Origin of the sequence: Oricola thermophila, from assembly GCF_013358405.1 — a bacterium.
Classification (GTDB): Bacteria; Pseudomonadota; Alphaproteobacteria; order Rhizobiales; family Rhizobiaceae; genus Oricola; species Oricola thermophila.
The window spans coordinates 2,694,663-2,707,388 of record NZ_CP054836.1 but is presented as its reverse complement, the minus strand read 5'-3'; the positions used below and the strand labels follow the sequence as shown (position 1 = coordinate 2,707,388).

Annotated in this window: 14 protein-coding genes; 8 read left to right on the top strand and 6 right to left on the bottom strand. The window is 65.6% G+C overall.

The annotated features are described in order from the left end of the window. Position 1 precedes the first annotated feature (1 nt). The 5 genes from HTY61_RS13030 to HTY61_RS13010 all read left to right on the top strand — a co-directional run bounded on the left by HTY61_RS13030 (position 2) and on the right by HTY61_RS13010 (position 4,911). Entirely contained in the window at positions 2-940 is a 939-nt protein-coding gene (locus HTY61_RS13030; protein WP_175277207.1) for an alpha-E domain-containing protein, read from the top strand. A gap of 13 nt (positions 941-953) precedes the next feature. Then, positions 954-1,754 carry a transglutaminase family protein gene (locus HTY61_RS13025; protein WP_175277206.1) on the top strand — a complete coding sequence of 267 codons (801 nt, stop codon included), beginning with the start codon at positions 954-956 and terminating at the stop codon, positions 1,752-1,754. Positions 1,755-1,786: 32 nt separating this feature from the next. Then, complete coding sequence (locus HTY61_RS13020) at positions 1,787-2,527, top strand: proteasome-type protease (protein WP_175277205.1); 741 nt, start codon at positions 1,787-1,789, stop codon at positions 2,525-2,527. A 185-nt stretch (positions 2,528-2,712) separates the two neighbouring features. Further along, a complete protein-coding gene (locus HTY61_RS13015) occupies positions 2,713-3,894 on the top strand; it encodes an ABC transporter substrate-binding protein (RefSeq protein WP_175277204.1) in 1,182 nt (393 codons plus the stop codon). A gap of 507 nt (positions 3,895-4,401) precedes the next feature. After that, positions 4,402-4,911: a thermonuclease family protein gene (locus tag HTY61_RS13010; RefSeq protein ID WP_175277203.1), complete on the top strand. Its 510-nt coding sequence runs from the start codon at positions 4,402-4,404 to the stop codon at positions 4,909-4,911. Between the two features lie 60 nt (positions 4,912-4,971). On the opposite strand, the gene HTY61_RS13005 is transcribed toward HTY61_RS13010, so the two are convergent. From HTY61_RS13005 to proC, 6 genes are all read right to left on the bottom strand, one after another. Further along, complete coding sequence (locus tag HTY61_RS13005; protein ID WP_175277202.1) at positions 4,972-5,127, bottom strand: hypothetical protein; 156 nt, start codon at positions 5,125-5,127, stop codon at positions 4,972-4,974. Between the two features lie 88 nt (positions 5,128-5,215). After that, positions 5,216-6,658 carry a branched-chain amino acid ABC transporter permease gene (locus HTY61_RS13000; RefSeq protein ID WP_175277201.1) on the bottom strand — a complete coding sequence of 481 codons (1,443 nt, stop codon included), beginning with the start codon at positions 6,656-6,658 and terminating at the stop codon, positions 5,216-5,218. Continuing rightward, positions 6,655-7,677 carry a branched-chain amino acid ABC transporter permease gene (locus HTY61_RS12995; protein WP_246272801.1) on the bottom strand — a complete coding sequence of 341 codons (1,023 nt, stop codon included), beginning with the start codon at positions 7,675-7,677 and terminating at the stop codon, positions 6,655-6,657. The genes HTY61_RS13000 and HTY61_RS12995 overlap by 4 nt, the downstream gene beginning before the upstream one ends. Positions 7,678-7,679: 2 nt before the next feature. Then, positions 7,680-8,381 carry an ABC transporter ATP-binding protein gene (locus HTY61_RS12990; protein ID WP_175277200.1) on the bottom strand — a complete coding sequence of 234 codons (702 nt, stop codon included), beginning with the start codon at positions 8,379-8,381 and terminating at the stop codon, positions 7,680-7,682. Next, entirely contained in the window at positions 8,381-9,199 is an 819-nt protein-coding gene (locus tag HTY61_RS12985) for an ABC transporter ATP-binding protein (RefSeq protein WP_175277199.1), read from the bottom strand. The genes HTY61_RS12990 and HTY61_RS12985 overlap by 1 nt, the downstream gene beginning before the upstream one ends. Positions 9,200-9,304: 105 nt before the next feature. Continuing rightward, a complete protein-coding gene (gene proC, locus HTY61_RS12980; RefSeq protein WP_175277198.1) occupies positions 9,305-10,126 on the bottom strand; it encodes a pyrroline-5-carboxylate reductase in 822 nt (273 codons plus the stop codon). A gap of 183 nt (positions 10,127-10,309) precedes the next feature. On the opposite strand from proC, the gene folD reads away from it, so the two are divergent. The 3 genes from folD (at position 10,310) to HTY61_RS12965 (ending at position 12,680) form a co-directional block, all read left to right on the top strand. Next, entirely contained in the window at positions 10,310-11,209 is a 900-nt protein-coding gene (gene folD, locus HTY61_RS12975) for a bifunctional methylenetetrahydrofolate dehydrogenase/methenyltetrahydrofolate cyclohydrolase FolD (RefSeq protein WP_175277197.1), read from the top strand. A gap of 45 nt (positions 11,210-11,254) precedes the next feature. Continuing rightward, complete coding sequence (locus HTY61_RS12970) at positions 11,255-12,220, top strand: GlxA family transcriptional regulator (RefSeq protein ID WP_175277196.1); 966 nt, start codon at positions 11,255-11,257, stop codon at positions 12,218-12,220. Positions 12,221-12,287: 67 nt separating this feature from the next. Beyond that, complete coding sequence (locus HTY61_RS12965; RefSeq protein WP_175277195.1) at positions 12,288-12,680, top strand: hypothetical protein; 393 nt, start codon at positions 12,288-12,290, stop codon at positions 12,678-12,680. The last annotated feature ends 46 nt before the right edge of the window (positions 12,681-12,726 follow it).

Sequence of the window (12,726 nt, the reverse complement as noted above, 5' to 3'; positions counted from 1 at the left end):
GATGCTGGGAAAAACCGCAGGTGGCCTGTTCTGGATGTTCCGTTACCTCGAGCGGTCGGAAAACACCGCGCGTCTGGTCGAGGCGGGATTCCGCATGGCGCTGACCCGTTCCGCCGACGGTGACGAATGGCGCTCGGTGATCCAGACCGCGGGCGTAAATGATGCGTTCTACGCCAGCCACGATACGGCCGACGCGCTGTCCGTGATCGATTTTCTGCTGCGTGACAGGACCAATTCCTCCAGCGTCCTTTCCGTCGTCGCGGCGGCGCGAAACAATGCCCGCGTCGTCCGCACAGCGCTGACACGGGAGGTCTGGGAGGCGACCAACGAGTGTTGGCTGACGCTCCGCGACGCGTTGGCGCGCCCGGTGCGCGAGCGCGACCTGCCGGAGAAGCTGGCGCTCATCCGCCAGCAGAGCGCGCTGGTACGCGCGGCCCTGCACGGCACCATGCTGCGCAACGAGATCTACGATTTCGCCCGTATTGGCACTTTCCTCGAGCGTGCGGACAACACCGCCCGCATCCTCGACGTGAAATATTACGTCCTGCTGCCCTCGGTGATGTATGTCGGCTCCTCGCTCGACAACGTGCAGTGGGAGACGATCCTGCGCTCGGTTTCCGCCCAGCGTGCCTATCGCTGGCTGAACCAGGGCGACGTCAATCCGCGCGGCATTGCCGAGTTTCTCATTCTCGATCGGCGTCTGCCCCGGTCGCTCGTCTTTTGCTATACCAAGATCACCGACAATCTGGGCTATCTTGCCGAGGACTATGGCGAGCGCCATCCCTGCCACGAGGCGGCGGACGGCATTTTCCGGCGGCTGCGAGAGAACAGCGTGGACGCCATCTTCGACCAGGGATTGCACGAGTTCCTCAAGGAATTCATTCGCGACAACAATGCGCTGGGTCTCCAGATCGAGCGCGACTACCGGTTTTACGAATAGGCGGGGACGGGCTATGCGGCTGACCATCGCGCACACGACGCAATACCGGTACGATCATCCGGTCCAGTATGCATTGCAGCAGTTGCGGCTGACGCCGAAATCGCGCGCCGGCCAGGCCGTCGTCTCCTGGGACATCCATGTCGATGGCGGGCGGGAGGAACTGGAATATGACGACCACCACAACAACCGCGTGGCGCTGGTCTCCTTCGGCGACGGCCGCACGGAGATAAGCATACGCTGCGAGGGCATCGTCGAGACGGCGGACAATTCGGGCGTCGTCGGCGCCCATGGCGGCTATGCGCCGCTATGGCTTTTCCTCCGCTCCACCCCGCTGACGCGCGCGGGAAACAATGTCCGCAAGCTGGCCCGGCAGGCTGCGGGCGATCATTCGGGCGATCTCGAGAAGCTGCACGCCCTGTCGCGGCTGATCGGCGAAACGGTCTTGTGGGAGACCGGCTACACCCATTCCGCGACCACGGCAGAGGAGGCGATCGACCACGGCCGCGGCGTTTGCCAGGACCATGCCCATGTCTTTGTCGCGGCCGCCCGCGCCCTGGGCATTCCGGCGCGCTATGTGAGCGGCTACCTGATGATGGACGACCGGGTGGAGCAGGACGCCAGCCATGCTTGGGCGGAGGCCCATGTCGACGGCATCGGCTGGATCGGCTTCGACGTTTCCAACGGCATCTCCCCCGACGAACGCTATGTCCGCGTCGCCACGGGCCTCGACTACACCGAGGCCGCGCCGATTTCCGGCCTGCGGCTTGGCGAAAGTCCCGAGCGCATGCTTGTAACCTTGCAGGTGCAGCAATAGATTCCGTTGGGACAACGGCGGGAAACACCTGAATGACCTATTGCATAGGACTGCGCCTGGACAGGGGCATCGTTTTCATGTCCGACACCCGCACCAATGCCGGTGTCGACAACGTGTCCGTGTTTCGCAAGATGTTCACCTGGGAGACCCCCGGCGAGCGCGTGCTGATGCTGATGACGGCGGGCAATCTCGCGACCACGCAGGCGGTCGTCAGCCTGCTCGACGAGCGTTCCAAGGCGCCGCACGAGCGCAATCCCTCGATCCTGGAGACGCCGTCCATGTTCCAGGCGGCACGCGAGGTCGGCGAGACGCTGCGCGAGGTGATCCGCTCCAATGCCATGACCGGCCAGACCGCCGATTCCTCCTTCAACGCGACCATGATTCTCGGCGGGCAGATCCGCGGCAGCGAGCCGCGCCTGTTCATGATCTACCCGGAAGGCAACTTCATCGAGGCCAATGGCGACACGCCGTTCTTCCAGATCGGCGAGACCAAGTACGGACGCCCCATACTTGTGCGGGCCTACGATCCGGCCATGGGCTTCGAGGACGCGGTGAAGCTGATGCTCGTTTCCTTCGATTCCACCATCAAGGCCAATCTCTCGGTCGGCCTGCCGCTCGACGTTCAGGTCTACGAGACGGATTCCTATCGTCTCGGACCGTCGCGCCGCATTCCGGTCGACGATCCCTACTACCGGAACATCTCGACCGGCTGGGGCGAGGCGCTCGGTCAGGCGCTGAAATCGCTGCCCGACTTCAGTTTCGACGCCGAGTGACTGCGGCCGCCGCCGGGGGGGCGACTCGGGCAGGCTCGCGCATTCCTTCGCAGGTCCCTGCCGTTCCAAACCGCTTGCGCGCGGCTTCGGAGTAGGCTTTAAAATCCCTTCAGCTTTTTCTGGCGGCGGGCGCGGATTACCGTGTGCGGGCCGGGAATTGCCACACAAAAGGGAGAAACTGGATTATGAAAAAAGCACTTCTTGCGGCCGCGAGCGTTCTCGCGCTTTCTGTCGCGGCACAGGCCGAAGTGAAGATGGGCGTGATTCTCGGGTTCACCGGCCCGATTGAATCGCTGACGCCGGACATGGCTGCCGGTGCCGAGCTGGCAATGAAGGAGGCTTCGGAGTCCGGCAAGTTCCTGGGCGGCGAGACGGTCGTCCCCGTTCGCGCCGACTCCACCTGCGTTGATGCTGCCGCGGCATCGGCCGCCGCCGAGCGCCTGATCACCTCGGAAAACGTCGTTTCCATCATGGGCGCCGACTGCTCCGGCGTGACCACTGCCGTCGCCAACAATGTCGCGATCCCGAACGGCGTCGTCATGATCTCGCCGTCCGCGACCTCGCCCGCCTTGTCGACGATCGATGACAACGGCCTGTTCTTCCGCACCGCGCCGTCCGATGCCCGCCAGGGCGAGGTTCTCGCCGATGTCGCGATGGAGCAGGGCATCCAGTCGATCGCCGTCACCTACACCAACAACGACTACGGCAAGGGCCTTGCGGACGCCTTCGCTGCCGCCTTCGAGGCGCGCGGCGGCACGGTCACCATCAATGCCTCCCACGAGGACGGCAAGGGCGACTACTCCGCCGAGGTCGGCGCGCTGGCTTCCGCCGGCGGTGACGCGCTGGCCGTGCTCGGCTATGTCGACCAGGGTGGTCGCGGCATCATGCAGAACGCCATCGACACCGGCGCGTTCGATACATTCCTGCTCGGCGACGGCATGATCGGCGACTCGCTGCTCGACGTCTCCGGCCTCGACGCCGCCACGGTGATCGGCACCGCGCCGGGCTCCGAGTCGGATGCGGCCGCCAAATATGCCGAGATGGCCGCGGCCGCGGGCGTCACCGGCACCGGCCCCTACCAGGGCGAGAGCTACGACGCCGCCGCGCTGATGATCCTCGCCATGCAGAAGGCCGGCAAGGCCGATCGCGGCGTGATCGCCGACAACATCATGGAAATCGCCAACGCGCCGGGCGAGCCGATTGGTCCGGGCGAACTCGCCAAGGCGCTCGAACTGGTCGCTGCCGGCACCGACATCGACTACCAGGGCGCGACCGGCGTCGAGTTCAATGATGTCGGCGAGGCCCTCGGTTCCTACAAGGAAATGGCCATCGAGGACGGAGCCTGGAAGACGGTCAACGTGCGCTGATCGCCTTCGCGGCTTTTCCGAAACAGCATCCCGGGGCGCATTTGCGTCCCGGGATTTTTCTTGCCCGTTTTCGCCCGGTGATTCGGCGACTCCGGGCAGTCATCCCGTTGTCATCTTTCGGTCACGTGGTTGCCGGGATGAAAAGCGATCGCATCCGATGCGATCCGTTTCCGCGCGGCCGGGCGCGGATGTGTGCCCGCAAATGACTGTCCACAAAGGATAAATCGGGAAAGTTCCCGGTCGCCGGTCCGCATCGGCGATGGCGCGCCGCCTTGCCGGCGCGTGGACAATGGCCGGACGGACTGTGGAAAGCCCGGAAATCCTCTGCTAGGCTTTATGTAGCCGGCTCATGAATATTCGCGCCGAGGCCCGGCCTGTTCCGGCATCCTGCAGGAACGATGCCACGAGCCTGAAGTGCCGAATGTCCGCACCCGGCAGGCAGCAAGTTGCGCCGACGGGATGTTCGTTTCGGGCATCCCCGCGGCAACGGGCGAGGAGGCAGTCGACGTGAAGAGACGAACCGCATTGGCGATCACTGGCGCCGTCCTGGCCGCAACCGTTCTGGCAGGCGGGGCGGTAGCCGGCGACAGGGATTACGTGCTCCTGTCCCATCCGGAGGCCATTGACGGCCGCAGCTTCATTGACGGGTCCGGCGCGAAATATCGCCTGCACGCCGTCATCGCGCCACGGGTCGACCAGGAATGCAAGGGCGTTGGCGGCGAGCCGTATGCGTGCGGCGAGCAATCCCGCGATGCGCTGGCGCGGATGATAGACGGCATCCTGACCTGCGATCTCGTCGGTCGGGATGACGGCGAGTGGCAAAGCGTGCGCTGTTTCGATTTCGCCGGTCGCGACATAGCCTCGCGTCTGATTGCCCTTGGCTGGGCGCTGCCGGACAGGTCGGTCGGCACCTTGGACTATGTCATGGACGAACTGGAGGCCGAGGCGGGACGTCTCGGCCTGTGGCAGAACGGGTTCGTCGATCCGTCCCGATGGCGGGCGGGCGTGCGCCTGTAACGGCAGCGGGGGCAGGGCGGGGCGCCGGTGTGATCGGCGCCTGGCCTGCCTGTCCTTCGGCTAGCTGCTGGAGACCGGCGGGCACTCCGGCGCGCACATGCCCCGGACCGGGTCGCAATCGCCGCATTTTTCTCCCGAGACCGGGTAGCGGTCGGTGGCGCAACCGGCTGCGCCCAGAAGAAAGACCGCGGTCATCGCGTAAAGAATGTGTTTCATCGAAGAACTCCGTCTCCACGATTGTTGACGGAGCCATCTTAGGCGGATTGACGAACGGGCGTGTTGACCGTCGTCAATCCGCGGAGGGTCAGCTGTGCCTCACCTTCTCCGGCAGCAGTCCGCGCGGCGAGAAGCGCAGCACGATCAGCAGGACCAGTCCCATCACGAACAGGCGGAACGGCGCGGCAATGTCCTGCAGGTGGCGGTAGAGCTCGCTCTGCGGATCCATGTTGGCGCTCAGCATCTGGACGATCCAGGAGCCCGCCGGTTCGGCCTCGACCCAGATGAACCAGATCAGGAAACCGCCGAGCACGGCGCCGAGATTGTTGCCGGAGCCGCCGACGATCACCATCACCCAGATCAGGAAGGTGAAGCGCAGCGGGTTGTATGTGCCGGGCGTGAACTGCCCGTCCAGCGTCGTCATCATCGCGCCAGCGATGCCGATGATCGCCGAGCCGAGCACGAAGACCTGCAGGTGGCGCGCCTTGATGTCCTTGCCCATTGCCGCGGCCGCCTCGTCATTGTCGCGGATGGCCCGCATCATGCGGCCCCACGGAGAGTTCAGCGCGCGCACGCAAAGCGCCAGGATGATCAGCAGCACGACCGTGAACAGGCCGGCATAGGCGAGTTTCACGAAATTGCCGGCATTCTCGATCACCAGCTGTCGCAGGATCGCCTCGCGCTCCGCGGCATCGGCCGCCGCCTCCAGCGCGCCCGCGTTGAAGCGGGTCACGAGGTCTATGAACCACGGCGTCTGCTGCAACTCGATCTCGTAGGGAACGGGCCGCGGCAGCCCGGTGACGTTCTTGACGCCGCGCGCCAGCCAGTCCTCGTTCTTGAGCACGGCAATGACGATCTCCGAAATGCCGAGGGTCGCGATGGCGAGGTAGTCCGAGCGCAGGCCGAGCGCCACCTTGCCGATCAGCCAGGCGACCGCCGCGGCGAACAGTCCGCCCACCGGCCAGGCGACCACGATCGGGAGGCCGAGACCGCCGATGAAACCCGTGCGGGCCGGGTCGACGGTCTCGATGGAAGACACGGCATCGGCGAATACCGGCCGCAGCAGGACGTAGCCGACGACGACGATCGCGACGACGGCGAACTTGCGCATCCGTCCCTTCAGCGTCGAGACGGCGAAGGCGATTGTCGCGATTGTGGCGACGAGGATCACGCCGGACAGCGCCATGGACCGGCCGCCTGCAGCGAGCGCCTCCCAGACGGGCGGGTGCGACACGACGACGGCGGCCAGGCCGCCCAGGGCGGTGAACGCCATCACGCCGGCGTTGAATAGGCCGGCATAGCCCCATTGCAGGTTCAGTCCCATGGCCATCAACGCCGAGATCAGGCTCATGTTGAGAATGCCCAGCGCGACGGACCAGGACTGGGCCGCGCCGACGATGGCGAGCAGCAGGCCCATGACCAGGAAGGCCGCCGGTGCGCGCCACGGGCTCTGTTTCTTCTGTACGATCGCCGTCGGCGCCGGCGTCGTGGCGGCATCCGCGCCTGTCGTGTCGGTTTCGATCGTGGTCATAGCACTTTCCCCCGGAAGATGCCGGTCGGGCGGATCAGCAGCACCAGCACCAGGATGATGAAGGAAATCGCGAACTTGTAGTCCGTGCCGAGAAACTGCAGCAGCCCCTTGGGCGCCATCGTCTCGGGCAGGAGATAGGTCGCGAACTTCTTGTAGGCATAGGTCAGCATCACCTCGGAAAAGGCGACGACATAGCCGCCGACGACCGCGCCGATCGGCTGGCCGATGCCCCCGACGATCGCCGCGGCGAAGATCGGCAGCAGCAGCTGGAAGTAGGTGAACGGCTTGAAGCTCTTGTCGAGGCCGTACAGCGCGCCGGCGATCGTCGCCAGGGCCGCCGCGAGGATCCACGTCACCATGACGATGCGGTCGGGGTTGATGCCGGACAGCAGCGCCAGGTCCTCGTTGTCGGAATAGGCGCGCATCGCCTTGCCGGTGCGTGTGCGGTCGAGGAAGTAGAACAGCGCCGCGACCACGACCAGGGAAACGACCACCGTGATCGCCTGTGTGGTCTGGATCGCCAGCCCTTCGTCGAGGCCGCTCCATTTCTTGAAGTCGAGTGCGCGCACCAGGAAGCGGTCGCCGTCGGTGAAGCGGCGGTCCTCGGTGCCCATGACGAAGCGCACGACCGCCGAGAGCATGAACATCACGCCGACCGAGGCGATCACCAGCACGACGGGCGCGGCGCGCTGCTTGCGGTAGTAGGCGAACACCACCTTGTCGATGCCGATGACGAAGATCGCCATGATGATGATCGCCGGCACCAGCGCTAGCAGCGCGGTCGGGAATATGCCGAGCGATATGCCGGCAGCCTGCAGCGCCCATGTGAAGAGTATGGTGAGCGTCGTGCCGAAGGCCATCATGTCGCCATGGGCGAAGTTGGCAAAACGCAGGATGCCGTAGACCAGCGTCACGCCGAGCGCGCCGAGCGCCAGCTGCGAGCCGTAGGCCAGCGCAGGCACGAAGACGAAATTCGTCATCAGCACCAGCGCGTTGAGAATGTCGGTAGCGTCGGGCAAGGTCAGCCTCCGAGGAACGATTTGCGCACTTCCGGGTTGGCCAGCAATTCGTGGCCGGTGCCGGTGCGCCAGTTCTCGCCTCCGACCAGCACGTAGCCGCGGTCGGCGATGTTCAGGGCCTGGCGCGCGTTCTGCTCCACCATCAGGATGGCGAGGCCGGTGTTGCGCACTTCCAGGATGCGGTCGAAAAGCTCGTCCATGACGATTGGCGAGACGCCTGCCGTCGGTTCGTCGAGCATCAGCACGGTGGGCTGTGTCATCAGCGCGCGGCCGACGGCCACCTGCTGGCGCTGGCCGCCGGACAGTTCGCCCGCCAGTTGCCTGCGCTTTTCCTTCAGGATCGGGAACAGGTGAAAGACCTGCTCCATGGTGTCCCGGATGTCGTCTTCGCGCAGATAGGCGCCCATTTCGAGGTTTTCCTCGACGCTCATGCCCGCGAAGACGTTGTTGGTCTGCGGCACGAAGGCGATGCCTTCGGCGACGCGCGCCTGCGGCGTCAGGCCGGTGATCTCCCTGCCGTCCAGGACGACGCGGCCGAGCCGGAGCTTCAGCATGCCGAGCATGGCCTTCATCGCGGTCGACTTGCCGGCCCCGTTCGGTCCGACGATCACGGCGATCTCGCCCTTCTCGACGCCGATCGTGCAGTTTTTCAGGATGTCGGCGCCCCCGTAGCCGCCGGTCATGTTTTCCCCGATCAGGTACATCAGTTCCGGGCCTCCGTGCCGGCGTCCGCCTTTGCCTTCATCTCTTGCGGCGTCTTGTTCTTCAGGCCGCGGCCCAGATAGGCCTCGATCACCGCCTCGTTGTTGCGCACCTCTTCCGCGGTGCCTTCGGCCAGTACCGTGCCTTCCGCCATGACGATCACCGGGTCGCAGAGCCGGCCGATGAAATCCATGTCGTGCTCGATCATGCAGAAGGTGTAGCCGCGCTCGCTGTTGAGCCGCATGATGGCGTCGCCGATCTCGGCCAGCAGCGTGCGGTTGACGCCGGCGCCGACCTCGTCGAGCAGCACCACCTTGGCGTCGACCATCATCGTGCGGCCGAGCTCGATCAGCTTTTTCTGCCCGCCGGACAGGTTGCCGGCCAGCTCCTGCGCCACGTGACCGAGATTGAGGAACTCGATGACTTCCATCGCGCGTTCGCGGATCTCGGCTTCCTGGCGCTTCACCTCGCCGAAGGAGAACCAGGCCGACAGCAGGTTTTCGCCGAGCTGCTGGCCGGGCACCATCATGAGGTTCTCCAGCACGGTCAGCGTGGAGAACTCGTGCGCCAGCTGGAAGGTGCGCAGCAGCCCCTTCTTGAACAGCAGGTGCGGTGGCAGGCCGGTCACGTCCTCGCCGTCGAGCAGGATCTGCCCGCTCGTCGGCGCGATGTTCCCGGCGATGATGTTGAACAGCGTGGTCTTGCCGGCGCCGTTCGGTCCGATCAGCCCGGTGATCGAACCCTTCTCGATTTTCAATGTCGCGTTTTCGACTGCATGAACGCCGCCGAATTGCTTGTAGACGGATTTTACTTCGATCATGACATCCGGTTTCCGTTTTCGCGTCTCAAGCACTTCCTCCCTTCAAACGCAATGCCGACACGCCCGCTTTGCCCGGGTTTCAAGGCAAGGCGGAGTTCCAATTCTCTATTTTCCGAGTTCCGCTGAACGCTTTCGCGCCGCCTCGACGGCCTCCGTCATAAGCTTCGTCAGCCGGTCGTCGCCCATCAGCACGTCGAGCGCCGCGGCGGTCGTGCCGCCCGGGCTGGTCACCTGTTCGCGCAGCCTGGCCGGCGTCTCGCCGCTCTGCCTCGCGTAGACCGCCGCGCCGTAGACCGTCTGTCCGGCCAGTTGCGCGGCGATGTCGTCCGGCAGGCCGGCCGCCTCGGCCGCGGCGGTCAGCGCCTCGATCATGTGGAACAGGTAGGCCGGGCCGGAGCCGGAGACCGCGGTGACCGCGTCCATCAGCCCCTCGTCCTCGATCACGGCGACTTCGCCGCTCGCCGCCATCAGGCGCCTGGCGAACTCCATCGCCTGCGCGCCGACATGGCCGTTGGCGCACATCACCATCATCCCGGCGCCGACGGCGGCCGGCGTGTTCGGCATGACCCGGATAACGGGCGTCTTCGCGCCCAGTGCCTGTTCGAAACGCTCGATGCGGATGCCCGCCGCCACGCTGACGACGGTCGCCCCGCCTGCGACGATTTCGCGATAGGCCGGCAGCACGGCGTCCATCACCTGGGGCTTTACCGCGAGGACCGCCAGCGCAATGTCCGCCCGGTCCTGCAGGCCGCTGCTGTCGCTCGCGGTCGCGACGCCTAGTCCGGCCGCCCGCTCGCGCAGTGCGGCATTCGGTTCGACGACGGTAACGTCGCCGGCGTCCAGCGTTCCCGATTGCAGCCAGCCCTGCAGCATGGCGAATCCCATGTTGCCGCAGCCGACGAGGACGACCCCGTTTCTTGCCGCCATGGACGATGCTCCCCTTTCCTCCCGCAACGGGAATAGCGGCGACATCCCGCCCGCGCAATGCGGGAATGATCGAAAATCGTCATTGAACGCCGCGCATGCGGTTTCATTTGGAAAAAAAGAGGTGCAAATCTGCGCCGGAATCCCCTAAGGATTGGCGGGAATCTCATATGTGGAGAATTGAGCATGGCAGAGCGGATTGACGGCAAGGCGGTGGCCGCCGAGGTCGTGGAAAAGGTCAGGACGGCGGCCGATGCGTTGCGCGCGAAGACGGGTGTGCAGACGGGCCTTGCCGTGGTCATTGTCGGAGAGGATCCGGCGAGCCAGGTCTATGTTGCCTCCAAGGGACGCAAGGCGAAGGAGTGCGGCTTCCACTCCGTCGAGCACGCGCTTCCCGAGGACACGTCCGAGGACGATCTGGTCGCGCTCATCGAGCGGCTCAACGCCGACCCCGCCATTCACGGCATCCTCGTGCAGTTGCCGTTGCCGAAGCATATCGACGAGGGCCGCATCATCCAGCTGATCGACCCGGACAAGGACGTCGACGGCTTCCATTTCATCAATGTCGGCAAGCTGGGCACCGGCGAGGTCGCAACCGCCTTCGTGCCCTGCACCCCCGCCGGCTCCATGCTCCTGATCGAGCGCGTTCTGGGCCGGGACCTGTCGGGAAAGACCGCCGTCGTCGTCGGCCGTTCCAACATCGTCGGCAAGCCGATGTTCAACCTGCTGCTGGCTGCCAACGCCACGGTGACGGTCGCCCATTCGCGCACCGCCGACCTGCCGGCGCTGTGCCGCACCGCCGACATTCTCGTCGCCGCGGTCGGCCGCCCGCAGATGATCAAGGGCGACTGGATCAAGCCCGGCGCAGTTGTGATCGACGTCGGCATCAACCGCATTCCGGCGCCCGAGAGGGGCGAGGGCAAGACGAGGCTCGTCGGCGATGTCGATTTTGACGGGGCAGAGAAGGTGGCGGGCGCGATCACGCCGGTTCCCGGCGGCGTCGGGCCGATGACCATTGCCATGCTGATGGCCAATTCAGTGGTTTCCGCCTACCGCGCCGCAGGGGAGGAACCGCCCGTTTTCTGATTCCGGCTTTCGGTCGGGGTGGTTTTCGGGCTATAGCGCGCCGACATGATTGCGGAAGACCAGAAGCCCACGCGTCACTTCTCCTTCATCCTGGCGGACCTCTTTCCGATGTTCTGCCTGGCGGCGGCGATCGACGTGCTGCGCTCGGCCAACAGGCTGTCCGACACGGATTACTATGCCTGGTCGACGGTCTCCCATGACGGCGAACCGGTGATGGCCTCGAACCGGCTGGCGATCCAGGCCGCCCACGGCGTTTCCGACATTCCGCCGAGCGACATCGTCTTCGTTGTCGCCGGCCTGACCACCGAGTTTCCCGGCAAGGCGAAGGTGATCAACGCGCTCAGGATGCTCGGTCGCCGCGGCATCGCGCTGGGCGGCATCTCCATCGGCGCCCACACCCTCGCCGAGGCCGGCCAGCTCGAGGGACATCGCTGCACCATCCACTGGGAGAACCGCGCCTCCTTCCGCGAGGCCTTCCCCCATATCGAGTGCACGGGCAATGTCTACGAGATCGACCGCAAGCGCTACACCTCGGCCGGCGGCACGACCTCGGTGGACCTGATGCTGGAGATCGTGCGTTCCGATTTCGGCTCCGAGCTTGCCAACAAGGTCGCCAACCAGTTCCAGCACGACCGCATCCGCTCCCATCACGACCGCCAGCGTGTCGGGCAGGAGCCGGATCTCAGCGGCAAGTCGGAGAAGCTGCGCAAGGTAACCGAGCTGATGGCGGAGAATCTCGAAACGCCGCTGTCGGCCGGCGAACTGGCGCGGTCGGTCAACCTGTCGGTGCGCCAGGTCGAGCGCCTGTTCCTGCGCCATCTCAACTCGACGCCCGGCCGCTACTACATGACGCTGCGCCTCGAACGTGCCCGTCAGCTCCTGCGCCAGACCAACATCCCGATCCTCGAGGTGGCACTTTCGACCGGCTTTACCTCGCACTCCTATTTCGCCCAGAGCTACCGCCTCCAGTTCGGCCGCTCGCCGAGCGACGAGCGCAGGAGCAGCTACTGATGCGGCGCCGCGTCACAGTCGCCGGCTTGCGATTGACCGCATCGCGATTCGGTGCCACTTGAAGGGCATGGCGACCCTGCGAAAGGCAAATAGGCCGGTCATGGCCGTCTGGTTCCGCGCCCTGCTGCTGGCGGCGATTGTCCTTGCGGCCTTCGCCCACAGGCCGGCCGTGTCGGCGCCGGATCCCTACGAGCTTGCGCAATACGCCTTTCCCGACGGCACCTTGCCCGTTCTCTGCACGCCCGGCAGCGGCGACGTGCCGGCGCATGCGAACCGATCCCTGTGCGAATTCTGCCTGATCGCGGGTGCATGCGCGCCCGCCCGACCCGCGGCCGCGGACCTGTTCGCGGCGTTGCCCCTGCTGCTGGCCGTCATGCTGCCGCCGATGAAGGCACCGCCGGTCGCACCTGTCGATATGGCCACCGCCTCCAAGCGTGGCCCTCCGTCCGTTTCCGCCTGACGCATCGAACCACTTCGAACGGAAACCATATCCGCCGCGCGCGCTC

Excerpts from the sequence above, each read along its gene's own strand:
- proC (WP_175277198.1), bottom strand. The coding sequence starts at position 10,126 with ATGGCGGCAAGAAACGGGGTCGTCCTCGTCGGCTGCGGCAACATGGGA.
- HTY61_RS13005 (WP_175277202.1), bottom strand. The coding sequence starts at position 5,127 with ATGAAACACATTCTTTACGCGATGACCGCGGTCTTTCTTCTGGGCGCA.
- folD (WP_175277197.1), top strand. The coding sequence starts at position 10,310 with ATGGCAGAGCGGATTGACGGCAAGGCGGTGGCCGCCGAGGTCGTGGAA.
- HTY61_RS13000 (WP_175277201.1), bottom strand. The coding sequence starts at position 6,658 with ATGACCACGATCGAAACCGACACGACAGGCGCGGATGCCGCCACGACG.
- HTY61_RS13020 (WP_175277205.1), top strand. The coding sequence starts at position 1,787 with ATGACCTATTGCATAGGACTGCGCCTGGACAGGGGCATCGTTTTCATG.
- HTY61_RS13030 (WP_175277207.1), top strand. The coding sequence starts at position 2 with ATGCTGGGAAAAACCGCAGGTGGCCTGTTCTGGATGTTCCGTTACCTC.
- HTY61_RS12985 (WP_175277199.1), bottom strand. The coding sequence starts at position 9,199 with ATGATCGAAGTAAAATCCGTCTACAAGCAATTCGGCGGCGTTCATGCA.
- HTY61_RS12965 (WP_175277195.1), top strand. The coding sequence starts at position 12,288 with ATGGCGACCCTGCGAAAGGCAAATAGGCCGGTCATGGCCGTCTGGTTC.
- HTY61_RS12970 (WP_175277196.1), top strand. The coding sequence starts at position 11,255 with ATGATTGCGGAAGACCAGAAGCCCACGCGTCACTTCTCCTTCATCCTG.
- HTY61_RS13025 (WP_175277206.1), top strand. The coding sequence starts at position 954 with ATGCGGCTGACCATCGCGCACACGACGCAATACCGGTACGATCATCCG.
- HTY61_RS13015 (WP_175277204.1), top strand. The coding sequence starts at position 2,713 with ATGAAAAAAGCACTTCTTGCGGCCGCGAGCGTTCTCGCGCTTTCTGTC.
- HTY61_RS12990 (WP_175277200.1), bottom strand. The coding sequence starts at position 8,381 with ATGTACCTGATCGGGGAAAACATGACCGGCGGCTACGGGGGCGCCGAC.